The organism is Arthrobacter sp. FW306-1B-G06A (genome assembly GCF_058781765.1).
Map to the genome: position 1 here is coordinate 1 of NZ_JBYSXB010000019.1, position 25,733 is coordinate 25,733.

General features: G+C 65.1%; 19 protein-coding genes and 1 pseudogene. 6 read left to right on the top strand and 14 right to left on the bottom strand.

Annotated features, from left to right (window positions below; translation table 11 throughout):
- Positions 1 to 276: pseudogene (locus AC3WJM_RS11480) on the top strand (TetR/AcrR family transcriptional regulator); the annotation flags it as partial.
- 916 nt (positions 277 to 1,192) lie between these two features.
- Here the strand turns inward: AC3WJM_RS11480 and AC3WJM_RS11485 are convergent.
- From AC3WJM_RS11485 to AC3WJM_RS11505, 5 genes are all read right to left on the bottom strand, one after another.
- The gene (locus tag AC3WJM_RS11485; RefSeq protein ID WP_492271925.1) at positions 1,193 to 3,028 is read right to left on the bottom strand and encodes an ABC-F family ATP-binding cassette domain-containing protein; all 1,836 of its coding nucleotides are present in this window, start codon (positions 3,026 to 3,028) and stop codon (positions 1,193 to 1,195) included.
- Positions 3,029 to 3,067: 39 nt separating this feature from the next.
- A complete protein-coding gene (locus tag AC3WJM_RS11490) occupies positions 3,068 to 4,045 on the bottom strand; it encodes a 4-(cytidine 5'-diphospho)-2-C-methyl-D-erythritol kinase (RefSeq protein WP_492271926.1) in 978 nt (325 codons plus the stop codon).
- The gene (gene rsmA, locus AC3WJM_RS11495) at positions 4,042 to 4,923 is read right to left on the bottom strand and encodes a 16S rRNA (adenine(1518)-N(6)/adenine(1519)-N(6))-dimethyltransferase RsmA (protein WP_284989832.1); all 882 of its coding nucleotides are present in this window, start codon (positions 4,921 to 4,923) and stop codon (positions 4,042 to 4,044) included. The genes AC3WJM_RS11490 and rsmA overlap by 4 nt, the downstream gene beginning before the upstream one ends.
- A gap of 107 nt (positions 4,924 to 5,030) precedes the next feature.
- Positions 5,031 to 6,182: a resuscitation-promoting factor gene (locus tag AC3WJM_RS11500; RefSeq protein ID WP_059387941.1), complete on the bottom strand. Its 1,152-nt coding sequence runs from the start codon at positions 6,180 to 6,182 to the stop codon at positions 5,031 to 5,033.
- 266 nt (positions 6,183 to 6,448) lie between these two features.
- The gene (locus AC3WJM_RS11505; protein ID WP_306961210.1) at positions 6,449 to 7,333 is read right to left on the bottom strand and encodes a TatD family hydrolase; all 885 of its coding nucleotides are present in this window, start codon (positions 7,331 to 7,333) and stop codon (positions 6,449 to 6,451) included.
- Between the two features lie 188 nt (positions 7,334 to 7,521).
- Here AC3WJM_RS11505 and AC3WJM_RS11510 point away from each other — a divergent pair, with 188 nt between their 5' ends.
- The 3 genes from AC3WJM_RS11510 (at position 7,522) to AC3WJM_RS11520 (ending at position 12,572) form a co-directional block, all read left to right on the top strand.
- Positions 7,522 to 8,598 (top strand): AAA family ATPase, encoded by a 1,077-nt coding sequence (locus AC3WJM_RS11510; RefSeq protein ID WP_284989835.1) that lies wholly within the window; start codon positions 7,522 to 7,524, stop codon positions 8,596 to 8,598.
- Positions 8,599 to 8,622: 24 nt separating this feature from the next.
- Positions 8,623 to 10,041: a DUF58 domain-containing protein gene (locus AC3WJM_RS11515; RefSeq protein WP_492271927.1), complete on the top strand. Its 1,419-nt coding sequence runs from the start codon at positions 8,623 to 8,625 to the stop codon at positions 10,039 to 10,041.
- A 155-nt stretch (positions 10,042 to 10,196) separates the two neighbouring features.
- A complete protein-coding gene (locus AC3WJM_RS11520) occupies positions 10,197 to 12,572 on the top strand; it encodes a transglutaminase TgpA family protein (RefSeq protein ID WP_492271928.1) in 2,376 nt (791 codons plus the stop codon).
- 215 nt (positions 12,573 to 12,787) lie between these two features.
- Here the strand turns inward: AC3WJM_RS11520 and AC3WJM_RS11525 are convergent, their stop codons facing one another.
- Together AC3WJM_RS11525 and rsmI are read right to left on the bottom strand one after the other, a co-directional pair.
- Entirely contained in the window at positions 12,788 to 14,269 is a 1,482-nt protein-coding gene (locus AC3WJM_RS11525) for an NAD-dependent succinate-semialdehyde dehydrogenase (RefSeq protein ID WP_492271929.1), read from the bottom strand.
- Between the two features lie 188 nt (positions 14,270 to 14,457).
- A complete protein-coding gene (gene rsmI / locus AC3WJM_RS11530) occupies positions 14,458 to 15,336 on the bottom strand; it encodes a 16S rRNA (cytidine(1402)-2'-O)-methyltransferase (protein ID WP_492271949.1) in 879 nt (292 codons plus the stop codon).
- Positions 15,337 to 15,455: 119 nt separating this feature from the next.
- Here rsmI and AC3WJM_RS11535 point away from each other — a divergent pair, with 119 nt between their 5' ends.
- Complete coding sequence (locus tag AC3WJM_RS11535) at positions 15,456 to 17,102, top strand: dolichyl-phosphate-mannose--protein mannosyltransferase (protein ID WP_284989840.1); 1,647 nt, start codon at positions 15,456 to 15,458, stop codon at positions 17,100 to 17,102.
- Between the two features lie 117 nt (positions 17,103 to 17,219).
- Here AC3WJM_RS11535 and AC3WJM_RS11540 read toward each other — a convergent pair whose 3' ends face one another.
- Both AC3WJM_RS11540 and AC3WJM_RS11545 read right to left on the bottom strand, forming a co-directional pair.
- Positions 17,220 to 18,419 carry a TIGR01906 family membrane protein gene (locus AC3WJM_RS11540; protein ID WP_492271930.1) on the bottom strand — a complete coding sequence of 400 codons (1,200 nt, stop codon included), beginning with the start codon at positions 18,417 to 18,419 and terminating at the stop codon, positions 17,220 to 17,222.
- A gap of 146 nt (positions 18,420 to 18,565) precedes the next feature.
- A complete protein-coding gene (locus tag AC3WJM_RS11545; RefSeq protein ID WP_492271931.1) occupies positions 18,566 to 19,558 on the bottom strand; it encodes a stage II sporulation protein M in 993 nt (330 codons plus the stop codon).
- Between the two features lie 140 nt (positions 19,559 to 19,698).
- Here AC3WJM_RS11545 and AC3WJM_RS11550 point away from each other — a divergent pair, with 140 nt between their 5' ends.
- Positions 19,699 to 20,499: an RDD family protein gene (locus AC3WJM_RS11550; protein ID WP_306961196.1), complete on the top strand. Its 801-nt coding sequence runs from the start codon at positions 19,699 to 19,701 to the stop codon at positions 20,497 to 20,499.
- A gap of 66 nt (positions 20,500 to 20,565) precedes the next feature.
- Here AC3WJM_RS11550 and AC3WJM_RS11555 read toward each other — a convergent pair whose 3' ends face one another.
- The 5 genes from AC3WJM_RS11555 to AC3WJM_RS11575 form a co-directional block, all read right to left on the bottom strand.
- Entirely contained in the window at positions 20,566 to 21,639 is a 1,074-nt protein-coding gene (locus AC3WJM_RS11555; protein WP_441433679.1) for a L,D-transpeptidase, read from the bottom strand.
- Positions 21,640 to 21,937: 298 nt separating this feature from the next.
- Positions 21,938 to 23,284: a L,D-transpeptidase gene (locus tag AC3WJM_RS11560; RefSeq protein ID WP_476910278.1), complete on the bottom strand. Its 1,347-nt coding sequence runs from the start codon at positions 23,282 to 23,284 to the stop codon at positions 21,938 to 21,940.
- Positions 23,285 to 23,404: 120 nt separating this feature from the next.
- The gene (gene ahcY / locus AC3WJM_RS11565) at positions 23,405 to 24,886 is read right to left on the bottom strand and encodes an adenosylhomocysteinase (protein ID WP_307052644.1); all 1,482 of its coding nucleotides are present in this window, start codon (positions 24,884 to 24,886) and stop codon (positions 23,405 to 23,407) included.
- A gap of 42 nt (positions 24,887 to 24,928) precedes the next feature.
- Entirely contained in the window at positions 24,929 to 25,156 is a 228-nt protein-coding gene (locus tag AC3WJM_RS11570; protein ID WP_306961190.1) for a Trm112 family protein, read from the bottom strand.
- A gap of 185 nt (positions 25,157 to 25,341) precedes the next feature.
- Entirely contained in the window at positions 25,342 to 25,716 is a 375-nt protein-coding gene (locus tag AC3WJM_RS11575) for a DUF3499 domain-containing protein (RefSeq protein ID WP_284752499.1), read from the bottom strand.
- Between the last annotated feature and the right edge of the window lie 17 nt (positions 25,717 to 25,733).

Below are 25,733 nucleotides of genomic sequence, written 5' to 3' on the forward strand. Positions count from 1 at the left end.
CCCTCCCAGCCCGAAGGCGCCTTCTCCACCCTCCTCTCCCACGTGGCCGATCGCGTAGAGGACCTCCTCGCCGACGAATTCGCCCGGCGCGGTTTCAGCGCAGCCGACGGCGCCATGTATGCCCAAATGCTCGTGGGCATGGTGGCGATGACCGGCCAATGGTGGCTGGACCACCGCGAGCCCGACAAACGCGCGGTAGCCGCCCACCTGGTCAACCTGGCATGGAACGGCCTGACGGGCCTGCAAAAGGAGCCGGAACTCCGGAGCGAGGGCTAGGGCGTCTGGTTGGCTTTTGCGGTTGCGGTTGCGTCCACGGTTGCCGTGGTCGCCTCCGCGCTTGCGTTTCCGTGGTCGCCCACGCGGTTGCGTTTCCGTGGTCGCCTCCGCGGCGCAACTGCCCTTTCGCACGCATCCGTGCTCGCTTCCGCGGCGCAACGGGCCTTTCGCACGCATCCGTGCTCGCTTCCGCGGGGCAACGGCCCTTCGCCGTCGCTTAGACACAACGCAAAGGGGCTAGTCGCTCGCTGAGCGAGCTTCCTAGCCCGTTGCGTCGCGATGCGCTCCTACCCGAAGGCCCGCAGCGCCGCTCTTGCCAATCTTCCTTTTGGCGCGCCTCACTCTCGACGCAGATGTGCCCCGTCGACGCGCAAAATTCCTATCGACACTGGAATCCGCGCAGCGAATTCCTCTTTCCGAGTCGAGGATCCATTTCGGTGTCGAGAATCGCCCCCGATTCCCCAGCAACGATTTCCGACCCGCGCCCGGACCTCCGACGCCGATGTGCCCCGACGACGCGCAAAATTCCTATCGGCACTGGAATCCGCGCATTGATTTTCTCGATCTGTGTCGCTGGCAAATTTGTGTGTCAAGAATTGCCGAAGTCTCCCTTGTGCCTCGAGTTCCACGGCCCCTACCCATCCCACCGCTGGCGGACGACGTCGGCAGTCCGCCCCCGCGAGGTGACTTACCCCCGCCGGAGGCGGTTCTTCCGAAAGGAGCGCATCGCGGCCCTTCGTGGGCCGGAGGTCGCTCAGCGAGCGAGCGGACCCTCTTGCGTCGAAGCGGCGTTCCGAGGGCCCCGAAGCGAGCTTGCGAGCTTTGGGAAGGAACCTCCGCGCTAAGCGACGCGGAAGGGCCGGCTCAGGCACCCAAGGTGACCACGCAAAGGATGCCGGCGCCCGTCCCAGCCCGCCTACTCCCCCAGGATCTCCGCCGCCTCGAGCCATTCGAGCTCTAGGCCTTCTTTTTCGTCGAGGAGTTCCTGGAGCTTGGTGTTCAGTTCGCCGAGGGCGTCGAAGTCGCCGGATTGGGACTTGGCCGCCATTTGGACGTGGAGCTTCTCTTCTTGTTGCGCGATCTTGCCCAGTTGACGGTCGATCCTGTTCAGGTCTTTGCGGGCTTCGCGCTTCTCTGCTTCGCTGGGCCCGGAGGCTGCGGCACTCGAGCCGCTTCCCGCCGTCGGCCTCGCGCTGCCGCTCGACGCGCCGCCGGTCACCGCGTCGCTCGCCAGCGCGGCTTCACGCAATTCCAGGTACTGGTCCACGCCGCCCGGAAGTCCGCGGAGCTTGCCGTCACCCAGGAGTGCCATTTGGGAATCCGTGACTCGCTCCAGCAGGTAGCGGTCGTGGCTGACAACGACCAGCGTGCCGGGCCAGCCGTCCAGGACGTCTTCGACGGCGGCAAGCGTGTCGGTATCGAGGTCGTTGGTGGGTTCGTCGAGCATCAGGACGTTCGGTTCGCCCACAAGCAGACGCAGAAGTTGCAGGCGGCGCCGTTCGCCGCCGGAAAGGTCGGTGACGGGAGTCCACTGCTTTTCCTTCGTGAACCCGAGCTGCTCCACGAGCTGGCCGGCCGTGAATTCCTTGCCGCCCACGCTGAAGGAGCGCTTCTCGCGTTCGATGACCTCGATCACGCGAAGGTCGGACACGTCATCGAGTTCCTTGACGTCCTGGCTGAGCACCGCCGTGACAACAGTCTTGCCGCGCTTGACCTTGCCTGAACTCGGCGTGATCTCGCCGTTAAGGAGCCTCAGGAGGGTGGACTTTCCGGCACCGTTGACGCCCACCAGCCCCAGCCGCTGTCCGGGAGCCAAGCGCAAGGTGACGTCGTCGAAGAGCTTCCGGCCGGCGTCGTCCCCCTTGAAGTCCAGGGAGACGCCTTCAAGGTCCAGCACGTCCTTGCCGAGGCGGGCGGTTGCCATCTTGCTGAGGGCCACCGAGTCGCGCGGATCAGGAACATCTGCGATCAGCTCGTTGGCGGCTTCGATGCGGAACTTGGGCTTGGACGTGCGCGCAGGGGCGCCCCGGCGCAGCCACGCCAGCTCCTTCTTGACCAGCTGTTGGCGCTTGCTTTCGACGACGGACGCCGTGCGGTCACGCTCGGCGCGGGCCAACACGTAGGCAGCGTAACCGCCATCGAACGGGTCCACTATGGCGTCGTGCACTTCCCACGTCCGGTTGCAGACTTCGTCCAGGAACCAACGGTCGTGAGTCACCACAAGGAACGCGCCTTGGTTGGCGCGCCAGCGGGTCTTCAAGTGCCGGGAAAGCCAGGCGACGCCTTCCACATCGAGGTGGTTGGTTGGTTCGTCGAGCATGATGACGTCGTGGTCTTCGATGAGCAGCTTGGCCAGGGCGACTCTGCGCTTTTGTCCGCCGGAGAGGGCATGCACGTTGGCGTGCCAATCGACGTCGGCCACGAGGCCACCCATGATCTCGCGGATTTTGGGGTTCGCGGCCCATTCGTGGTCGGCTTGGTCGCCGACGATCGCGGCGCCGACCGTGAGGTCGCCGTCGAGCACGTCGGACTGGTCGAGGTAGCCGACGTTGACGTCGCCGCGTTTGGTGACGCGGCCGGAGTCCGGCGTCGAGCGCAATGCCAGCAAGCGCATCAGCGTGGATTTGCCGTCGCCGTTGCGCCCGACCACGCCGATCCTGTCGCCGTCCTCCAAACCAAGGGTTACGCCGTCGAGGATGGTGCGGGTTGCGAATGAAACGGTGAGGTTTTCACCGCCAAGCAGGTGGGCCACTGGGTACTACTTTCTGGTGTGAACAGTCAGGGCGACGTGTCAAAGAAGGGTATCGGAGATGATTCGGGCACCCGGAACCGGGCCGTGCACAGCAAGGGCGTTGTGTCCCAGGTGCCGAAGGTCCTCGGCGAGCCCCTCGGCCGCCCGGGGGTTGTGGGCAAGCAAAGCCACGGTGGGGCCGGAACCGGAAACAATCCCAGCCAGGGCACCGCTGGACTCCCCTATCCCTATGGTGTCCCGCAACTGCGGGGCCAGCTCGATCGAGGCGCGCTGGAGGTCGTTGATGAGGACTTTGCTCAAGGCACCGGGATTCCCGTCGCGCAGCGCCTGAAGGATCTTGGCGTCCACCTCGAGCGGCTCGGGGATGTCGAGTCCCTCGGTGGTCCGAAGCCTGTCCAAGGTGTGGAAAACCTCGGGTGTGGAAAGTCCGTAGTCTGCGCAGACGAGGACCCAGTCCATCTGCGCTTTCGCGAGTGCAGGTGAGAGTTCGTCGCCCACGCCAAGCCCGACGGCGGTACCTCCGAGAAGCGAGAACGGCACATCCGCGCCCAACTCGGCTGCAAGGTGTGCCAGTTCTTCGCGTGACAAACCACTGTTCCAGAGGGCATCGCAGGCCAGGAGTGTCGCCGCGGCGTCGGCCGAGCCGCCGCCCATGCCCCCGGCGACGGGGACGCGCTTGGTGATTTCCAAGTGCACGCCCGTGGCTTTCTCCGAGACATCCCTCATGATGGCGGCAGCCTTGTAGGCCAGGTTCCGCTCGTCCAGCGGGATGTCCACACCGTCGAGGTCCAAGGTGCTTGAGGGAGCGATGCTGACCGTGATCCCGGTCCCCTCCGTGCTCGTTGCGGCTACTTCCTCGTACAGGGACACCGCGAGATACACGCTGGCCACAGAGTGGTAGCCGTCGGGCCGCAAGGGGCCGACGTTGAGGGAAACGTTCACTTTGCCGGGTGCCCGGACGCGTACGGTCCGTGCGACGAAGCGCCCGCGGTTCGCACCGCCGATTGCCGGAATCATGCGTCCAGGGGGTGGCGTGCCTCGGCGATCCGGACAAACGCGTTGATATCGAGCACCTCTCCGCGGGCAGTCGGATCAACGCCTGCAGCGACAATGAAACGTTCGGCCTCCGCCGCGCTCCCCGCCCACGTCGCGAGGGCCGCGCGGAGCGTCTTGCGCCGCTGGGCAAAAGCGGCGTCGATGACTGCGAAGACCTGTTCGCGCGTGGCGTGCGTTGCCGGCGGCGCGCCGCGGGTGAAGGACACCAGGCCGGAGTGGATCTTGGGGGCCGGCCAGAAGACATTCATGCCGATCACGCCGGCCTTGCGCATGTGGCCGTACCAGGCGGCCTTGACCGAGGGGACTCCGTAGATCTTGGAGCCCGGCCCCGCGGCCAGCCGGTCCGCCACCTCGTCCTGGACCATGACCAGCCCGTGTTGCAGGCTCGGGAAATGTTGGAGCAGGTGCAGGACCACGGGGACGGCGACGTTGTACGGCAGGTTGGCCACGAGAGCCGTGGGCTGAACCGGAAGTTCGGTGACCTTCATGGCGTCGGAGAGGACCAGGTGGAATTCGTCCACGGCTTCCGGGCGCCACGTGCGCACCGTTTCCGGCAACTTGCCGGCCAGTACGGGATCGATCTCGACGGCGACAACGGTCTTGGCGGCGTCGAGCAGGCCGAGCGTCAGCGAACCCAGCCCGGGGCCGACCTCCAGCACGGTTTCCTCGGGATCAATACCGGCGGCGGAGACGATCCTCCTGATCGTGTTGCCGTCGATGACGAAGTTCTGGCCCAGGGTCTTTGTGGGGCGGACACCGATTTCCTCGGCGAGCCGTCGGATGTCCGCAGCTCCCAGAAGGGGCGCGACGGCGGCGGGTTCGGAATTCGGTTCAGTCACCTAGGTATCGTATCGTCTGAGCGACCGGCGGGAGCGCCGCCTCTTGGCTTCAGCACGCGAAAAGGCCGGGCCCGAAAAATTCCGGACCCGGCCACTTTCATTTTTGCCTAGCTGGATGCTGCCCATCCGCAGCCCCACGGAGACAGGCCGCGCTGCGCGTAGACGCGGTTGGCGATGTCGATCTGCTGGGCCTTGCTGGCGGCGGCGGCGTTGGGAGCGTAAGCGCCACCGCCGGAACCGATCCAGGTCTGGATGTCGAACTGCAGGCCACCGTAGTAACCGTTGCCGGTGTTGATGGCCCAGTTCCCGCCGGACTCACACTGTGCGATCTTGTCCCACATTGCCTCGTTCGGCGCACCCGTAGGTCCGGAGGCAACAGCTGCGGCAGGTGCGGGCTTGGGGCGTTCCTTGGTTCCGACCGTTACCTTCGCGGAGACCGGCTTGACGGTGACGTCCGAGGAGACCAACGTCCGGGAAGCCTCACGGCCATCCACCAGGACGAGCTTGAACGTCTTGCTGAGCAGCCCGAGGACCCCTTCCTGGGTGACCGTCTTCTGGTCGCTGAACTGGGTGGCGTCTTCCGTCGTGACCGTGTCGAACGGGACGTTCTCGGTCTCGGTGGCGGTCTTGCTGGTGTCCACCCGCGAAACCTTGATCACCATGTTCTGGACAACGGGAGCCGAATTGGGCTGCGAAACCCGGTCGTTGGCGCCAAGCGAGACGCCGGCATCGCTGAGGACGGTGCCCACGTCGGCCGCCGTCGTGGTCTTTGCCGAACTCTGACCGTCGACAATCAGGCTGATCGTCTTGGGGGTCAGGATCGAAACGTAGGATCCGGAGACGGCCAGCTGCGTGTCTTTCGGCTGCGAGACGGCCGATGCGCTCGCGACGCCGAGCTCGGAAACGAGGCCTTCGACGTTGGGGGCGGTGGTGTTGACGGTCCGCTGGGCGCCGTCAAGGCTGACGGTGACGGCCTTGGCCAGGTTGACGTTGATGATGGAACCGTTCTGCACCGAGGCGTCCAAGGCCGGGGATACCCGGTCTTCAGCCTTCAGATCGACCTTGGCTGCCTTGACCACTTGGTCAACGGTGTTGCCGAAGGTCTGGACGGAACTCACTTTGCCGTCGACGTTGAGGGTGACTGATTTGTTGTTGCCTGTAAAAGCAACCACTCCCAGCACCAGTGCCGAAAGCACCAGCAGCTGCGCACCGACTTTGACGAAACTGAACTTGCCGCCCGTGGTGAAGAACTTAACCATGTTTGCCCGTAACTTTTGGACCATCCGGGCACGGGGAAAAGCGCACAGGGGCCTCCTGCCGCGGTCCCGGATGCCTGCCGAAGCATGCTGGAGGACTGCAGCGGAGTTGTGCGCCGCCACACTCAATTCAACTGAAAACACCAATTGCGAACGGAGTTAGTTGTCCGAAGGCCTTCCCCGACCCCGGCTACTGGTTACCCACTGTAACCGAAGCGTTATAAAGTGACCAAGATTTTTACATACTGGGTATGTAAACCGGATTCGGCTCAGTCCCAGGAACCGTACGTTGCGACGGTGTTTTGGGCCAGTTGCGAGCACAGCGTGGAAAGCTCGGTTCCGGTCACTTCGGCCATGGAACGAACGGTGTACGGCACCATGTAGCTCGCGTTCGGACGGCCCCGGTAGGGGTGCGGCGTGAGGAACGGGGAATCCGTTTCGACGAGCACCAGTTCCGGATCCGCGATGGCCAGCGCGTCCCTCAGATTGGCGGCGTTCTTGAACGTCATGGTGCCCGCAAAGGACATGTACCAGCCGTTCAGGTTACAGATCCGGGCCAGTTCTTCATCGCCCGAGAAGCAATGGAACACCACCCGCTCCGGGGCCCCCTCCTCCCGGAGAACCTGGACGACGTCGTCATGCGCGTCACGGTCGTGGATCTGGAGGGTGAGGTCCAGCCGCTTCGCAATATCGATGTGGCGGCGGAACGAATGGCGCTGGTGCACCAGGCCGTCGCCATGGGTGCGGTAGAAATCAAGGCCGGTCTCACCGATCGCACGAACCCGAGGATGCGCCGCAAGCTCCTCGATTTCCGCGAGCGCCGATTCCAGCTCTCCGCGTCCCGCGTACACGGGGGCATCGTTGGGGTGGATCGCGACAGCTCCGAGGAGCCGCCGGTCCGCGTCCAGCGCCTGGACCGTGAACCGCGATGACTCGAGGTCGCAACCTACCTGCACGGCGCCCTGGACCCCCACGGCTTCGGCCGCGTCCAAAGCATCCGCGACGGCTACTTCGAGCAGGCCGTGCCGGAAATCGAGGTGCGTGTGGTTGTCCATCACGGGGACCGGCAGCGGTTCGGGAGCGGGCGGGTATTCCTTGCGGGAATCGCCGGTTTCAGTTGCGCGGTAGGAAGCCGGTGGGAGGGAATTGCACATGGATCCACCCTATCTTTCCCTGCTGATGCCTTCCGGACCGCGAACTAATCCCCCGTGTATCCATTCCTCAAGAACATGCCTCTGTCTGCGGCGGCCCTAGGCTGGGTAGTCTGGTACAAAAGGCGGTATATCCCGGCCAGGGCACCGCGGCCCGGCTGGGGTTTCTGTCATGGCTGAGGGGATTGTCCATGGACTCAAAGCGACACGGCACCGTTGACGAAGAGTTGCTACGGGACGAGGCCGTGGTTGCCTTGCCGCCTGAGCGCGAGTCCCTTAACGGGCACAAGCCGAGCGTCATGGATCCTGGGCAATTCCATGCTGCCAGCGAGAAGATCCTGGCGGCCATCAACAAAGTGATCGACGGCAAGGCCGAGGCCGCCACGCTTGCCCTCACCGTGCTCCTCGCCCAAGGCCACCTGTTGGTGGAGGACGTGCCGGGCGTTGGTAAGACGCTGCTCGCCAAGACCCTCGCCCGGACCATCGATTGCAAGGTCAGCCGTATCCAGTTCACCCCGGACCTGCTTCCTTCGGATGTCACGGGCGTCTCCATTTACAACCAGTCCTCGCGGCAGTTCGAGTTCCGGATGGGTGCGGTGTTCGCCAACATCGTGATCGGCGACGAAATCAATCGCGCCTCCGCGAAGACGCAGTCCGCCCTCCTCGAATGCATGGAGGAACACCAGGTGACAGTGGACGGCCATTCGTACCAACTGGGCGAACCGTTCATGGTTGTCGCGACGCAGAATCCCATCGAGATGGAAGGAACGTATCCGTTGCCGGAGGCGCAGCGGGACCGTTTCATGGCCCGCATCTCGATGGGCTACCCCGACAAGCTCTCGGAGATCGAGATGCTCGAGACGCATCAGGCGGTCTCACCCCTCGCCAAAGTCACCCCTGTGGTCACTTCCGCGGACGTCGCGGCAATGATCGCCACGGTACAGCAGGTTTATGTTTCCCAATCCGTCAAGGAATATACGGTTGCCTTGGGCCGGGCCACACGGGACAGCGCCCGCCTGCGCCTCGGAGCCAGCCCGCGTTCCCTGCTGCAACTACTGCGGGCGGCCAAAGCGACGGCCGCCCTTGACGGCAGGGATTTCGTCCTTCCCGACGACGTCATTTCCGTCGCTGAGTCCGTTCTGGCACACCGCATCATCCTTGACCGCAAGGCCGCGAGTTCCGGTGACACTCCGCAGAGCATCATCCGGGCCATCCTGGCCTCCCTCCCCGTCAGCCAGGACGCCGGCGCGGAACGCCGCGGCGCCTAGGGGAAGCGAAGAAGGGGGGCAGGCATGGCGCTGGTCGATCTACTTCCGAAACATCTGTTCACGACCCGTGGCTGGGGCTTGCTTGCCAGCGGTGTGGGTTCCTTGCTGCTTGCCCAGATCATGGGAAGGCGGGATCTGCTGGCCCTGGGGATCCTGCTGTTGGTGCTGCCGCTGGTATCGCTTGCCGGGGTGCGTATCCTCAAACCGCGTTTCCAGGTGTTCCGCGAGTTCCATCCGTCCTCCGTGGAAACCTCTTCCACGGCCACGGTGCGCTTGGCAGTGGCCCGGACCGGTGCAGCCGCCGGGCCGGTGATCATGGAGGAGCAGTTGCCGCCGCGCTTCGGCGAACCCCCGGCCTTTCGCTTTCCTGCCCGCGCCGCTTCCGGCGGCACCAGCCGCTATGAATACCATTTGCGCTCCGGTAAGCGCGGCCAGTTCAAGATCGGTCCGGTGACGGCCGAGTTCTGCGATCCCTTCGGCTTGTCGCTGCACCGCCACGAGATCGACGACGGCGACATCCTCACCGTGACGCCTGCCGCCGTCGAACTCCCCGCCACCGGCCTGGCCGGGGCGCGCGGAAACGACGGCGTGACGGCCACCCGGATCCGCGCCAACCCCAGTGACGACGACGTGATGACCCGCGAATACCGGCACGGGGACCCCATGCGACGCGTCCACTGGGCCGCGACAGCGCGGCACGGAGAGCTCATGGTGCGGCAGGAGGAATCCGTCACCACGCCAGAGGCGACCATCATCCTGGACCAGCGCTATTCCGCTTTCGTGTCCGGCCCGGCCGCGGTCTTCGGCCCTGCCCACGACGACGCTTTTGAACTGGTGAGCAGCGAGAACTTCGAATGGGTCGTGACGGCGGCGATGTCGATCAGCACCCACCTCGCCGATCGCAACTATTCGCTGCGGTTCCTGGATGCCGCGGGGCACCCCGCATTCCGCGCATCCCGCTCCGCCCCGTATCCCGAAACCGAGGAATTCAGTGGTTTGGGAGGCCTGCAGTCCATTGCCGAAAGCCTCGCCGCCATCCAGCTCAGCGGTCCACGGCACGTCCACGGCGAGCGCGGCCGTAAAGAAACCGCCGCCGTCGAGGGTGCCGAGGCCCCCTTCGACGACCACCTGATGGACAAGCTGGCCGCGCACCGCCTCCGTGGCCCCGTTCTCGCGCTGCTCGGCAACATGCCGCTCTCCGAGGCCCGGGCGTTGGCGCCGGCCGCCGGCTACGGGGCCAACGCATTTGCCCTCGTTGTTACCGACCACCCGCGCCATGTCCAGCCTGTCATCGAAGCCCTCAAGCTGGGCGGATGGCGTGCCGTCGCCGTGAGCTCGAGGACGGACCTTCCCGCCGCCTGGGCCGGCTTCGATCAGGGAGAGATCCTCGCAGCTGCTGCCGCAGCGATGGACGTCCGCCGTGGAGCGGCGGTGCCACGATGACCACAACCTCCAGGAACGGCCCTCCGGGACGGCCCCCGAGCCCGGAGCCGGCGGGGACAAGTGACCCCTCCTCCAATAGTCCGGGAAGGTCCAGCGGTCCGGGAAGGGCGCCCCTTTCCCCGCGGAAGCCGGGACCTGGAGCCTACCCTTGGGCAATGTCGGCGGCCATCGCTTTCGCCGTACTCGGAGCCTCGCTCTCCCTCAACGGGGTTTTCAGGGGCTGGGCGTGGTTGGTTCCCGCTATCACCACGGTGTTCGTCGTCGGATTGACCCTCGCCGTCCTTCGTGCCTTGAGGGTCCACCCGGTACTCACCACTTTGGGCGGGTTTCTCGCCTTGGTGTTCATCCTCGACTTCACGTTCTTCCGGCCGGAAAGCATCGCGGGCTTCATTCCTTCCGGCGCGACCCTTGACACGCTGGGCCAATTCCTGAAACGGGCCGGCGAAACGGTGGTATCTGAGACGGCGCCCGTCTCCCCGAACGCCGGAATAGTTTTCGTTGCGTGCGCGGGGCTGGGCTTGGTAGCTATCCTCATCGACGCCTTGGCCGTCCCGCTCGGCATGCCCGCGACAAGTGGACTGGGCCTGCTGGTAGTCCTCGTGTTCCCGGCGACCATCAAGCCGCAAGGCGGCGGCCTGCCCGGATTCCTGGCTGCCGCCGTCGGATTCATCCTGATCCTGGGCTGCAGCCAGTGGTTCGCACCGGACTCGAGGCTGCAGACCGACAACGCCCACGGTACGGGGCAGCTCAAACGGTCCATGGTGATCGGTGGCGTGGCCCTGGTGCTGGGGCTGCTGTTGCCGTTGGCGGTTCCGGGCTTTGAGCGCGGGACGTTTCCGGTCGGTTCGAGGCTGAATCCCTGGGGCGTGTCCAACGGCCTGAATCCCATGATCACGCTCGGCAACAGCCTGCGGAATCCCACCGGTGACGGCAGCATCACCTACGCCACGAGTTCCACGGCCCCGGTGTACTTGCGTTCCGTCACCATTGACAAGTTCGACGGCGATACCTGGGCGCCGGACGACCGCGAAGCCTCCCGGCGCATCGGGCCTGGCCGGATGGCGCCCGACTACCCGCTCCCCGCCGAGCTGGTCCGCCAATTGACCGTGGTCGATACCGGACAGTTCACCAGCCCGTATCTCCCGGTCCCCTATGCCCCGACCGCCGTCAACGGCCTGAGCGGACGCTGGTCCTGGGATCCCGAGACACTGAGCATCCGCGGCGAGGACAGCACCACCCGGAACCAGCAGTACACGGTATATTCGGCGCTGCCTTCCGTGACGTCCGCGACGTTGAGCCAGGACAATGCCAAGCCCACCTCCATCTCGCAGGATTTCATCCAGTTGCCAAGCAATGTTCCTGACATTGTGAAGAACACCGCCAAGACAGTGACGGCAGGCGCCAACGGCAACTATGCCAAGGCGATGGCGATCCAGAACTATCTCCGCTCGTCCCAGTTCAGCTACTCCCTGCAGGCTCCCGTCCAGGGCGGTTATGACGGCAACGGCCTGTCCGTGCTGGCGGATTTCCTGCAGCAGAAGAGCGGCTATTGCGTGCACTTCGCTTCCGCGATGGCCGTCATGGCACGGCTGGAGGGAATCCCGAGCCGCATCGCCGTCGGCTACGCGCCGGGCCACGCCACGGGGGCCACTGTTGCCGTGGCGGGACAGGAACCCCTTCCCGAATACCAGGTGGATGCCCGCGACGCCCATGCCTGGCCCGAGCTCTATTTCGAGGGAGTCGGTTGGGTCGCCTTCGAACCAACCCCTTCCCGCGGCGTGGTCCCGCCCTACGCGAGCGACCCTGTTGCAGCGGGCGGCCCGGGCACCAACCTGCATGACGAAAACCTGGCCCCGGGTGCCTCGACTCCCGCGCCGAGTACCGCCACTGTACCGCCCGTTGCGGGTCCGGGGGTCGGATCGGGCACGGGCACCGGTTCCGCGGCCATTTTGTACGTCACCGCAGCGGCGCTCCTTTTGGCGGTGTTGGTGGCCTCCCCGCGGCTGGTCCGCTCCGGTATCCGGGCGCGGCGCCTGAGGCCGGGTGGTCCGGTCCTGGCGTGGGCTGAGCTCCAGGACCTCGCCACGGATTACGGTGTACCGCCGGTGCCGAGCGAAACGCCGCGGCATTTCGCGGCCCGATTGAGCAACTCGGCTGTGCTCGGCGCGCCCGTGGCGGCAGCGTCGCCGTCGGGAGCCGACGACGACGCCGGGCAGCACGCAGTAGCCTCGCTCACGGGCGACTTCGAACGGCAGCGTTACGGTCCCCCGGCGGGCGTCCCTGCGGACACTGCGGCGGAGCAAGCGAACGCGGCCCCGATCCGGATCGCGGCTGTCCGTGCGGCGTTCCGGCGCAATGCCACATGGTTCGAGGCCTTCCGTGCGGATTGGTTCCCGCCATCCTTGATGTCCCGGTGGTTCCAGCTCCTATCGACCCCCTTCCGTTGGCTGGGTGGCATGTCCACCGCCGCGGCTCGCCGTGCGGCAGCATCCTGGCAAAGGCTGTTCAGTTCCATCCGCTGGCGGCCCTGACCCAACTCACTAGCAGTTGTTGTCGTTATGGGCGCCTAAAACGACAGTGAGGGGCCACGCCGCCAGGGTTCCCTGGCCGAGCTTGCGAGGCGAGGGTGGCGGTGGGGATCAGTTGGGATGGAACGGCAAAGGCAGGGCACCGGAACCCAAAGGTTCAGTGCCCTGCCTTTCACTCAACGGCAGTTCCCCGTTGCGAGAGGTCCGCCGAAGTCCTACTAGTCGGCGTAGGGATCCGCGATGCCGACGTACTGCGTGGTGAGGTATTCCTCGATGCCTTCGAAACCGCCTTCACGGCCCAGGCCTGACTGCTTCACGCCACCGAACGGTGCCGCAGCGTTGGAGATGACGCCCGCGTTGAGGCCGAGCATGCCGGTCTCGATCTTTTCGCTGACGCGCAGTCCACGGTTCAGGTCCCTGGTGTAGACGTAGGCCACCAGGCCGTATTCGGTGTTGTTGGCCAGTTTGATGGCCTCATCCTCGCTCTTGAAGGTGATGATCGGCGCAACGGGCCCGAAGATTTCTTCCTTCAGGATCCGGGCGTCCGCGGACACGTTCTTGAGCACGGTGGGCTGGTAGAAGTAGCCCGGGCCGTCCACCGGGGCACCGCCGGTGACGGCGACCGCTCCGTTGGCAACGGCGTCGGACACGAGTGCATGCACCCCGTTGCGGGCCTTGGCGTCGATCAACGGGCCGACCGTGGAGTCCGGTTCGGTACCGCGCGCGGTGTTCAGTGCCGAGATCTTGGCAGCGAACTTGTCGGCGAAGGCGTCAGCGATGGAGTCATGCACTATGAAGCGGTTGGCTGCAGTGCAAGCCTCGCCCATGTTGCGCATCTTGGCCGCGACGGCGCCTTCGACGGCCTTGTCCAGGTCGGCGTCCTCGAAGACCACGAACGGGGCGTTGCCGCCGAGTTCCATGGAGCTGCGCAAGACCTTGTCCGCGGCTTCGCGCATGAGGGCCTGTCCGACGGCGGTGGAACCCGTGAAGGAGATCTTGCGCAGGCGGTCGTCCTTGATCAGGGGCCCGGTGACGGCGCCGGCCGTGGAGGTCTGGATGACGTTGAGCACGCCTGCGGGGAGGCCTGCTTCCTGCATGACCTGTGCGAAGAGCAGGCTGGTCAGCGGGGTCAGGTTGGCGGGCTTGAGGACCATGGTGCAGCCGGCGGCCACCGCGGGAGCAATCTTGCGCGTGGCCATGGCCAGCGGGAAGTTCCACGGGGTGATCAGGAGACAGGGACCAACCGGCTTCTTCTGGACGAGGATGCGGTTCTTGCCGTCCGGAGCCGCGGAGTAGCGGCCGCTGACGCGGACGGCTTCCTCGGAGAACCAGCGCAGGAACTCGGCTCCATAGGCTACTTCACCGCGGGCTTCGGCCAAGGGTTTGCCCATTTCCAAGGTCATGAGCAGGGCGAAGTCTTCGGCACGTGCCGTGACCAGCTCGAATGCCCGGCGCAGGATTTCGCCACGCTCGCGCGGAGCGGTACGGGCCCAGGAGGCCTGGGCGGCTGCGGCAGCGTCCATCGCCGCGGCGCCGTCTTCCACTCCGGCGTCGGAGATGCTCACAAGCACCTTGCCCGTGGAGGGATCCTCGACGTCGAACGTCTTGCCGGACGCGGCAGGCAGCCACTGGCCGTTGATGAGCAGCCCCGTGGGAACGGAGGCGAGAAGTTCGCTTTCGCGATCGGCGGTAACAGTCACAGTGACTCCTTCGTCAGTCAGCGCACGTTGTAGGGATGCACCAACACTTGATTTTTGTGGAATTACTGTCACGGTACTGCCCGCCGCGAAGCAGTGTCTACGCCTTCGCGCACTGCCGCGGGCGCAAGAGTTTGTGCAGTTGCACAGCCCCGGAGTGGGGGCTGAAGCAACCGCGCCGCAAGCACGGCCTAACGGGCCGCGAGTACCGCCGAGTACAGCTCGCGCTTGCTGATGCGGGCCTCCTCGGCCACCGCGGCCACCGCTTCCTTGAGCCGGATTCCCTGGGCAATGAGCTCATTGACCGCGGCAACATGGTCTTCAGGCTTGCCCGGCGCCTGTTCGGGGGCGCCGGCCACGACGACGGCGATCTCGCCGCGGACCTCGTTGTTTTCGGCCCACTCAAGCAGTTCCCGGACGGTTCCCCGGATGACTTCCTCGTAGGTCTTCGTCAATTCACGGCAGACTGCGATGCGACGGTCCGGACCGAACCGCTCGTGCAGGGCGCGGAGCATTGGCTCAAGCCGGTGCGGGGCCTCGAAGAACACCATCGTCCGGCGTTCGTTGCCGAGGTCCGCAAGCCGGGAGCTGCGTTCTCCGGCTTTGCGGGGCAGGAATCCTTCGAAGCAGAACCGGTCGGTGGGCAGCCCCGAGAGCGCCAAGGCTGTCAACACGGCGGATGGGCCGGGGAAAGCGGTGACGAAGAGCCCGGCTGCCACGGCTCCCTCCACGAGGCGGAAGCCGGGGTCGGACACTGCGGGCATTCCGGCGTCGCTCACCATGATGATGGTCTTGCCGGCACGGACGTGATCCAGCAGTTCCTCGGTCTTGGCGGCTTCGTTGTGCTCGTGGTAGCTGATGACCCGGCCGGAGACGGTGATGCCGAGCGACTGGACCAGCCGATGCAGGCGCCGGGTGTCCTCCGCTGCGACGATGTCGGCCGTCTGCAGCAACTCGATGAGCCGGCTGGAGGCATCGCCAACGTTGCCGATGGGAGTGGCAGCCAGCACTATCCGGCCTACGCCGTCGGGCAGGTCAGGAAGCGCGTGCGCCTCAAGGGACTCCGCCAAATCAGGAACGGTGGTTTCATCCGGGGAGCTCAGCTGTTCAGTCACCCAACAAGCCTAATGCCCTGGCTCCGCCTCCGGCCTTCAGGGAGCTACCGGAGGCAAAAGGTAGCATGGGCTGAGTGACCGATACCTCCGTGCGCCCCGCCCCGCAAACCTGGTTGATACGGCCCCGGGAGGCTTTCACGGCCGAGGCCCTGCGGACGCGGCTCATTGGAACCATCCAGAGCTGGCGGGATTATCCGCCGTCGTTGAGGCTGTGGTTCTGGCTGATCCCCGCCATCACGGCCGTGATCGGCGGGATTCTGCGTTTTGTCCGCCTCGGTGACCCGCATAGCCTCGTCTTCGACGAGACCTACTACGTCAAGGATGCCTACTCGTTCCTGGTCAGCGGTTACGAGCGGAGCTGGCCGGACAAGGCCAACGATGCCTTCAATGCGGGCAACCCCAACGTCCTGCTCAACTCCCCCGAGTACGTGGTGCATCCCCCGGTAGGGAAATGGATGATCGCCTTCGGGATGTGGCTCTTTGGTTCGGACAATTCCTTCGGCTGGAGGTTTTCCGCGGCTCTGACCGGCACGCTCTCCATCTTCCTGGTCGCCTTGATCGCGCTGAAGCTGTTCCGTTCCCACATCCTGGGCGCGGTGGCGGGACTGTTGCTCGCCGTGGACGGCCACCACCTGGTCATGTCGCGGACCTCGCTCCTGGACATCTTCCTGATGTTTTGGCTGCTCGCCGCCTTTGGCGCCCTGCTGATGGACCGCGACGACGGACGACGCCGCTTGGCGGCCCGGCTTGCCGCGCTGGCGGGCGGAGCCAAGGACGGCCGTCCGACGGCGGTGCACCTCGCCTCGGGCCCGTGGCTCGGATTCCGGTGGTGGCGGCTGGCGGCGGGTGTCTGCCTCGGCTTGGCGGTCGGCACCAAGTGGTCGGCGCTGTTCTTCGTTGTTGCTTTCGGCTTGATGACGGTGTTTTGGGACATGAGCGCGCGGCGCATTGCGGGCATCCGGAGCTGGCCCAGCGCAGGCATCATCAAGGACGGCATTCCGGCGTTCTTCACCATGATTCCCGCGGCGACTGCCGTGTATTTGTCGACCTGGACCGGTTGGTTCCTTTCCAACGACGCCTACTACCGGCACTGGGCCGACACGAATCCTTCCGCCACGTGGGGCTGGATTCCCGGGCCGTTGCGCTCCCTGGCGTACTACCACGTGCAGGCTTACAACTTCCATCAGGGCCTCAGCTCGCCGCACCCGTATTCGGCGAGTCCGTGGACCTGGCTTGTCATGGGGCGGCCCACATCGTTCTACTATGAGTCCCCCAAGCCGGGCACTCCCGGCTGCGATCTGCCCAACTGCACTTCGGCGATCCTGTCGGTCGGCAACCCGGTGGTCTGGTGGGGTGCCACGATTGCGCTCTTTGTGGTGCTGTTCTGGTGGGCGGGACGGCGCGACTGGCGGGCAGGGGCCATCCTGGCCGGGGTCGCCGCCGGGTATTTGCCGTGGTTCATGTACCCGGAGCGCACCATGTTCTACTTCTATGCGCTTTCCTTCGAGCCCTTCCTCGTGCTGGCCCTCGTCTATGGATTGGGACTGGTGCTCGGCAGGAGCGGGGCTCCTCCATGGCGGCGCCGCTCCGGCCTGTACCTGGTGGGCCTTGTGGTGGTCCTTGCCGTGCTGTTGTCGGCGTTCTTCTATCCGGTGTGGACGGCGGAAGTGATCAGCTACCAGGACTGGCGGATGCGCATGTGGATGCCGTCCTGGATCTGAGCGGCCTGACCGGAAGGCCAGGACGGCTCGCACACTGAACACCCCCGCATGAACGAAGCGGCCCGCCTGGGATTGGAGATTCCCAGGCGGGCCGCTTTTCTCGTCGTTTCGGTGGTGCTACTTCTCCGGCGTGCCGGCTTCCGCGCGGACCTCCGGGTCCGCATCCGCGCTGCGTTCCGCAGCAGCTTGGTTCTTGGGTGCAAGTCCGCGACGACGGCGGGTAGGCCAGGTGAAGATGAGTGTCAGCAGGGCCGTGATGAAGACCAATGCACCGATCGCAATCCCGGAGTCCATCCAATATTGCCCCGGGAACAAGCGGATCAACGTGTCGTCGAGCGCAAATGTCCAGGTGCCGTTGGCGAAGAAAATGTGGTGGAAGTCCGTGAAGAACTGCTGCCAGCCCAAGGCCGCAAGCGTGCCCAGTCCAAGGATGAGCACCAAAGTGACGATCGAACCGGCAAACATTCCGCGGCGGATTCCGCCCGTGCTTCGCTTGCGCAGATAGAGCATGGCGATGATGCCGATGATGATCATGAGCGCGCCGGCACCGAATGCGGAGAGCATCACGGTCTTGACGTCGGCCATGTGGGAAACTTCGCCTTCCTTGAACAGCTTCTCGCCGTTCTGGTTGACGAGCTCGCCCAAGTAGCGTGGACCGGACCAGTTGCTGAGATAGTCCAGGGCGTAGGACCCATAAGTCATCCGGTCATCGGCGTTGAAGCCGTAGCCGTCGCCAGGGAATCCCGGCCGGTAGTACTCCACCCACAAGAACAGCGGGCTCGCCACGGCGCGGATTGCCAGCACCAGGAGGACCACCGGGTAGAAGACGGCCAGCAGGACCTGGAAAATGCGCGGGGCCAGCGGCTTGGCGTTGGCGGCCTGCTCCCGCTCGTGGTTGCGGCGTTCCACTTCGGCTTCCGGGGGGCGGACCTGAAGGGCCGACGTCGGCAAGGGCTCCGCGAAGAGGGCTGGTTCCTGTCCGGCCTCCGCAGCCTCGGCGGCTTTGCGGTCTGCCCGGCTCTCCGCCTGTTGTCCTGCGACGGGAGGTCCTGCGACGGACGGTCCTGCCACGGGCCGTCCCGCGGGCGGCCGTACAGCTTCGCCTGCGGTTGCCGCTCCCACGGCGCCGTCTCCCGGTCTGCCCTCTTCGGGCTCCCGTGTGCTCAAAGAGTCCCGGGCTCCGTCAGGGGCCCCGGCCGGACGTGCATCAGTGGCTGCGGACTTGGCCGCGGGCTTCATCCATTCGAAGGCCGGCTCGTCGCCGTCGTCGTGGATATCCGCGTCCGGATCTTTGGGGATCGGGCTCTTCTCGGTCACTTGGATTTCACTTCCGTAGGATTCACATGCCGGAGCAGGAACGGTCCGCTGGCAATCTTCTCTGCCATCGAGCCTACCGTCAGCCCTCGCGGAGAGACGATGAGCCACCCCGGCGGACGTCGGATTGCGGCCGGACCCGGGTGCCGTCAGGCGGCAATCTCCCGGTATCCGGCGTCGTTTGCGTCCAGGTCACCCGTGGCGCCGGCGCGGAATGCCCGCCCGCCCAGCACCAAGGCATAGATCCAGTATGCCGCGAGAACGAGCGAACCGATCAGGATCTTGGCCCACACGGGAAGCGGGCTCGGCGTGACGAAGGCCTCGACGAGTCCGGAAACGAACAGGACAAGCACCAGGCCCAGGGCCACGGTGATCAGGGAACGGCCTTCTTCCGCGACTGCCTGCATCCTGCGCCTCGGACCCGGTGAAACCATCGCCCAGAAAATGCGGAGACCGCCCGCGGAGGCGATGAACACAGCCGTCAACTCCATGAGGCCGTGCGGGAGGATGTAGCTGAAAAACACGTCCATCTTGCCGGTGGCGGCAAACACGCCAGCCGCAACTCCCAGGCCCTGGGCATTCCCGAACAGCATGTAGGGTACCCAGAATCCGGTGATGCCCAAGGCCACGGCCTGCGCCCCTATCCAGGCATTGTTGGTCCAGACCGCGCCGGCGAAGGATGCAGCAGGGTTCTCGGAGTAGTAGTCAACGAAGTCGTGGTCGACGTATTGCTTCACGGCGTTGCTGCTTCCGAGGGCCCTCAAGGCATCCGGGGACGTTCCGATCCAGAACGTGTAGGCACCGGCCACAAGGCAGAAGAAAACCCCGCACCAGACAGTGAGCCACCGCAATCGGTAGAACGCGGCTGGCAGGGACACCACGAAAAAGCGGGCGAGGTCTTCCATGAAATTCGATCGTGCCCCGGTGAAGCGCGTGCGGGCCTGGGCGAGGGCCGCCGACAAGGAGGCGGAGAGTGCGCTCTCCGGGGCCACGGACCGGATGAGGGACAGGTGTGATGACACCACTTGGTACAAACGCAGCAGCTCGTCGGCTTCGCCGCCGTCCAGGCGTCGTTTGTGCGCGAGCTCGTGCAAGCGGGCCCATTTGGTCCCGTTCACCGCGGAGAAGGCATCCATGTCCACGGCTCTACCCTAATCCCCACCCTCCCCAAACAGTCCCACATCCACGCAAAGCCCTCCTCCGCATCGGCGGCCGCGGTTAGACTCGATCCAGCGGGAGCCGTCCGGTCCTGCGGAGGTCGTGGCAATGCTTGGGGGCGGGCTTGAGTTCTATCATTACCGGCGAGGCCGTAGTCCTTGAACTGCGGCCGGCATCGTTCGGGGCGAGGGCCCTTGGGCTCATGCTCGATGTCCTGGTTCACGTCGTGTTGCTGGTGGGCCTGTTGTTCCTGATCGGTATGGCGGCACCTGATGTGGACGTGGCCGCGGGCAACGCGATGGTTTTGTCCAGTGGGGTGCTGTGCCTCGTGGTGGTCCCCGTGGCGGTGGAAACGCTGAGCCGTGGCCGTTCTCTGGGCAAGCTGGCTACCGGGCTCAGGATCGTGCGCGACGACGGCGGATCCATCCGTTTCCGGCACGCGGTGATCCGCGGCTTGATCGGGTTCCTGGAGATCTATGCGACGTTCGGCGGATTGGCCATTGCCGTGGCACTGTTCAATGACAAGTCGAAGAGGCTCGGGGACGTCGTGGCAGGAACCTATGCGCTCAGGCAGCGCGTTCCTGCCGAACCCAAAATTCTCCCCTTCGCGCCTCCGCACCTGCAGGCTTGGGTGGCGCTCGCCGATATCGGCAGGGTTCCCGACGGGACGGCGAGGCGGGCCTCACAGTTCATCCAGCAGGCCTGGCGGATGGCTCCGGACTCACGCGCCCGCCTGGCCGCGGCCCTTGCAAGCGAGCTGGCGGCTTACGTCGCTCCACCTCCGCCGCCCGGAACGACGCCGGAAGGCTACCTGAACGCAGTGTTGGGCGAGCGGCGAAACCGGGATCTGGAACGGCTGCGTCGCGCTGAACAACGCAGCGCCGTTATGGGCGACCGGCTCAACAGGCTCCCGTTCACGCGCTAGCAAAGCGCGCGGCACGCACGGTGCGCAACGCAGTCGGGCACAACTGCCTCCACGTCCCGGCAGGGCTTAGCGCTTCGCGTAGCCGGCCCAGGCGATGTTCCAGTCCCCGAAGCCTTCAAGCGGTTCAACCGCGGGGGCTCCGGTGTTCAGTACCTGCACCACATCCCCCGTACGCATGTTGTTGAAGAACCACGCGGCATCGGCCGGGAGCAGGCCAACGCAGCCGTGCGAGACGTTGTATGCGCCGACGGCCCCGTAAGCCGATGGAAGCGCTTGGTGAACGTAGACCCCTGAGTTCGTGAGCCGGTTGGCGTGCTCGACGACGAGCGGTGCGTAGTAGCCCTTGTCACCGGGTTTGAGTCCGATGCTGCCGGCGTTGAATTTGGAGTGGCGTTCCTGCTCCATGATCACGGCGTATCCGGTGGGCGAGAGCCAGTCCGGGCTGCCAAGGGTGACGGGAGCTGTCTTGACGAGTGCGCCGTCGAAATACACCTTCATGGTCTTGGTGGCGTCGTCCACTACCGCTATCCGCTGCGGACCGGTCGTGAACACTGCCTTGACGTTGGAGTTGCCGATCATTCCGTTGCCGAAATCCTTGCCGAACAAAGGCATGTCCACCGTGACGCTCGTGTTGGCCGCCCAGAAGGTCTCCGGGCGGATCCGCACTTTGCGGTCCGAGTACCAGCGCCAGGCCACTTCCTGGCCAGAGGAAACGCCGATCTTCACGGCCTGTTCCATGGCGGCTTTATCCGCCACAGGCTCGCTGAAGTTGATTTCGATGGGTTGCCCCGAACCCATGACGGAACCGTCGTTGGGGAACACCAAGGCATTGGCCTCGTTGGGCGTGGATACCGTGCTGAAGGATTGCGTCTTCCGGGTTTCCCGGCCCGCGCCGTCAACAACAGTGAAGCCATAACGGTACTCGGTGTTGAACGCCAAGGGATCCAGCGTGGACCAGGTGCTGCCATCGGAACTGATGCTTCCCGTGATGGCCTTTCCGCCCTTGGCCGGGACGAGTTCAACGTCCTTCAACGTGCCGTGTACCGCCTTCACGGAAGGCCCGACGGCGGGATTCACTTCGCGGGCGCCGTCAAGGGGCGTGATTCCCAGTTCCACTGCCTTGACGACAGCGGACGCCAACCCCGCATCCGTGCGTTGCGGAGATCCCGCTTCTGATTCGACCGCCGTTTGCAGCCAGTTCGGGGCGGTTGCAACACCGATTCCTCCGACCGCAACGCCGGCACATATCCCCATGATTCCGAGAATCTTCCCGGTCTTGCTTTTCCTTTGCGACGCCACAGTGCAACTCCACATCCCCCGGCAGAAAGCCAGCCCCCAAGACTGACCCGCCAAGTCTACCGGGGGTTCCGATGCGTCCGGGGCAGTGCGCTCAGGCGCGCCCTATCAGTCGGCGTATTGGGTCAGTCGGCGTACTGGGTCAATTGGCGTATTGGGCCCAGGGGATGTTCCAGTCGCCAAAGCCGTCGTCGTAGTTGGCGTAGTCACCCTGGGTATTGACCACTTGGACGACGTCTCCGGTCGTCATGTTGTCGAACACCCATTTCGCGCCGTCAGGTCCCAATCCGATGCAGCCGTGGGAGAGGTTCGTGACGCCGATGTACGGCAAGGCCGAGTCGGTGGCCTGGTGGATGAACTCGCCGCTGGGCGTCAGGCGCGTCGCGTAGTTGACGTCAAGCTGTCCGTAGTAGGCCGGATCCCCCGGCTTAAGGCCGATGGTGGAGGCGTCCATGTGCTCCACCCGGTACTTCTCCATAAGGACCAAGTAGCCGCGCGCGGAAGGGAACCTGGTGTCGCCCATGGTGTCCGGCCACTGGCCCACTTGCTGGTCGTTGATACTGACCGTGAACGTGTGGGCAACCGCGTCGGCCACCGCCACCTTCTTGTCGCCGATCTTGAAGGTGTTCGTCTTGTTGAAGTTGCCGATCTGGCCGTTGCCGAAGTCCACCCCGAACAGCTTGAGATCCACGGTGACGGTGCTGTTCGCTGCCCAGAAGTTCTCCGGACGGTAGCGCACCATGGTGTCGCTGAACCAGTGGAAGGCCCCCACCTGGCCCGACGTGGAGGTGACCTTGATGGCCTTCTCGACAGCGGCCTTGTTGACGACCGGTTCGCTGAACGTGAGCTGGAGCGGCTGCGCCACGCCCACCTTCGCCCCGTCCAGGGGGTACATGGCGGCGTCGGCCTCGTTCTGCGTGGAGACCGTCGTGAAGGATCCGGTCTTCGACGTTGCGCGACCGGCCGCATCGGCAACGGTGTAATTGAAGGTGTAGGAGGAGTTGAATTCGAGCGGAGTGGATGCCGTCCAGCTCAGTCCATCCGGGGTCAACGCACCATCAACGGTCTTGCCTTGAGCGCTCGTCAGGGAGACCCTGTCCAGGGTTCCGTCCTTGACACTGATAGTGACAGGCGCGGCCGGGTTCACCTGCTTGGCTCCGCTCGCTGGCGAGGCAACCACCGTGGCAGGCTTCACGACGGGCAGCACCGCCGCTGCCTCGCTGCGTTCACCTGATGATCCCTCGGACTCGATTGCCGCACTCGCCGCATGCGGGGCCACTGCGGCGAACGTGCCGCTGAGCGCGGCAATGAGGCAGACAACCACGATCCAGGCGACCTTGCGGAACCTGCTTCGCTTCGTCGGCCCAGCGTCCAAGTGCCCAGCATCCAAGTGCCGGGCGCTGCCGCCGTCCTGCTCGGTGTCGAAGAGCCTCGCAGCGTCCACTTGCTCGAAAGTGTCCGCTTGCTCGCCGTCGGGATTAAGGCCCATTCCTTTTTTCTCCAAAACTCACGCCCCCCAATAAAACTCACGCCCCACAGCCGCATCCTAAGGGGCGCGGCTTGATATTGGCTGGGAGCCCGCCTTCCGGCGTGCCCCCAGCCAGTGTTCTTAGTACCGGTAGTGTTCCGGCTTGTACGGCCCGGCAACGTCAAGGTCCAGGTATTCCGCCTGTTCCTTGCTGAGCTCGGTCAGTTCCACGCCCAAAGCATCCAGGTGCAGGCGGGCAACCTTCTCATCGAGGATCTTGGGCAGGACATAGACCTGGTTCGAGTATTCGCGCTCGGCCTCGGGCTGGTCCCTCTTGGTCCACAGCTCGATCTGGGCGATCGTCTGGTTCGCGAAGGAGTTGCTCATTACGAACGAGGGGTGGCCTGTGGCGTTGCCCAGGTTCAGGAGGCGGCCTTCGGAAAGCACGATGATCGAACGCTCCTCGCGGCCGTCGGCTGCGGCGAACACCCACTCGTGGACCTGCGGCTTGATTTCCACCTTGTGCACGCCGGGGACCTTTGCCAGTCCGGCCATGTCGATCTCGTTGTCGAAGTGGCCGATGTTGCCCACGATCGCCTTGTTCTTCATGCGGAGCATGTCGGAGGCCATGATGACGTCCTTGTTGCCCGTAGTCGTGATGAAGATGTCGCCCTGTTCCAACACGGAATCCAGCTTGGCCACCTGGTACCCGTCCATTGCTGCCTGGAGCGCGCAGATGGGGTCGATCTCCGTCACGATCACGCGCGAACCCTGGCCGCGGAGCGCCTCTGCGGCGCCCTTGCCGACGTCGCCATAGCCGCAGACGACGGCGACCTTTCCGCCCATCAGGACATCCGTGGCGCGGTTGAGGCCGTCCGGCAGGGAGTGGCGGATGCCGTACTTGTTATCGAATTTGCTCTTGGTCACCGAGTCGTTGACGTTGATGGCCGGGAACAACAGCTTGCCCTGTTCGGCGAGCTGGTAGAGCCGGTGCACGCCCGTGGTGGTTTCTTCGCTCACGCCACGGATCCCGGCGGCGATGCGGGTCCACTTCTTCGGGTCGGCGGCAAGGCTCTTCCGCAGCACGTCGAGGACCAGCGCATACTCTTCGGGATCGCTCTCCGTGGCGGTCGGCACCGCGCCGGCTGCTTCGAATTCGACGCCTTTGTGGACCAGCAGCGTGGCGTCTCCGCCGTCGTCGAGGATCATGTTGGGCCCAAGCTCAGGGTTGGCGTCCGCGCCCGGCCAGGTGAGGATCTGCTCGGCGGTCCACCAGTATTCGTCGAGGGTCTCGCCCTTCCAAGCGAACACGGGAACACCCCGGGGATCCTCGACAGTTCCCTTGCCGACGACAACGGCGGCCGCTGCCTCGTCCTGGGTGGAAAAGATGTTGCACGAGGCCCACCGCACCTCCGCGCCGAGGGCCGTCAGCGTCTCGATGAGCACCGCGGTCTGCACGGTCATGTGCAGGGACCCGGCAATACGCGCCCCCTTGAGCGGCTGGCTTGGACCGAACTCGGCGCGCAGCGACATGAGGCCCGGCATTTCGTGCTCTGCCAGGCGAATCTGGTGGCGCCCGGCTTCGGCCAGGGAGATGTCTGCAACCTTGTAGTCGAAAGTCATGGAAGTCCTTTGGAAGTACCGAATGGTCGAGTCAGGGGGGGCTCAGGCGTCGTGCTGGCCTGCGTCGTGCTGGTCTGAGGCCGCGGCGTTGGCGGCGGCCAGCAGCTCCGGGGGCAGGAGCAAAGGGATTCCGTCCTGGATTGCATAGCGGAGCTTCTCACCCGAGGCGGACGCGGCCGTCGAGACAAGTTCCTCGCCGTCCTGCTCCAGCGGGGACCCGGTGACAGGGCACCGCAGGATGGACAACAATTCAGGACTGACCTTTGGCATGGTTGAAGCTCCCTGGATGGCATCTCGCGGACGCCGCTTTGGACAGATATGGCAGCTTCCAGAGTACAACCCAGCGGCGCTGCACACGGTGTCACAATGCTTGTCGCTCAGGGAGCCGCGACACATTGGGCGACACACGCGGCGGTACACGGAGACAATGGACGCGTGGTTGCTGTCGTCCGGGTTCAGGACGGATCGCGCAGGATGCGCAGGTGGCGCCTTGTTCCCTCCACGGGGGCCGGTCCGTCAAAGGGGGCCCGGACTGTGCGCTGTTCCGGCGCGGCAGGCGCCGATGCGGCTTCCCGCACTGCATTCGCCAGGGCAAGGAGATCGTCCGGCCCCGGCTGGGGCGGTGAGGACGGCATGGCGAGCCGCATGACTTCCCAGCCCCTCGGCACGGTCAGCGACTCGGCATGCTGCGCACACAGATCGTAGGAATGCGGCTCGGCATACGTGGCCAACGGACCAAGCACCGCCGTGGACTCGGCATAGACGTACGTCAAAGTAGCCACCGCGGATTGGCGGCAAGCTGATCTGGAACACTGACGAATTGCACCCACAACATCCCAGATTAGCC

Bases quoted from the DNA above. Each gene is read 5' to 3' on its own strand.
- AC3WJM_RS11515 (WP_492271927.1), top strand. From the start codon at position 8,623: ATGGCGCTGGTCGATCTACTTCCGAAACATCTGTTCACGACCCGTGGC.
- AC3WJM_RS11510 (WP_284989835.1), top strand. From the start codon at position 7,522: ATGGACTCAAAGCGACACGGCACCGTTGACGAAGAGTTGCTACGGGAC.
- AC3WJM_RS11500 (WP_059387941.1), bottom strand. From the start codon at position 6,182: ATGGTTAAGTTCTTCACCACGGGCGGCAAGTTCAGTTTCGTCAAAGTC.
- AC3WJM_RS11520 (WP_492271928.1), top strand. From the start codon at position 10,197: ATGTCGGCGGCCATCGCTTTCGCCGTACTCGGAGCCTCGCTCTCCCTC.
- AC3WJM_RS11570 (WP_306961190.1), bottom strand. From the start codon at position 25,156: ATGCCAAAGGTCAGTCCTGAATTGTTGTCCATCCTGCGGTGCCCTGTC.
- ahcY (WP_307052644.1), bottom strand. From the start codon at position 24,886: ATGACTTTCGACTACAAGGTTGCAGACATCTCCCTGGCCGAAGCCGGG.
- AC3WJM_RS11560 (WP_476910278.1), bottom strand. From the start codon at position 23,284: ATGGGCCTTAATCCCGACGGCGAGCAAGCGGACACTTTCGAGCAAGTG.
- AC3WJM_RS11505 (WP_306961210.1), bottom strand. From the start codon at position 7,333: ATGTGCAATTCCCTCCCACCGGCTTCCTACCGCGCAACTGAAACCGGC.
- AC3WJM_RS11490 (WP_492271926.1), bottom strand. From the start codon at position 4,045: ATGATTCCGGCAATCGGCGGTGCGAACCGCGGGCGCTTCGTCGCACGG.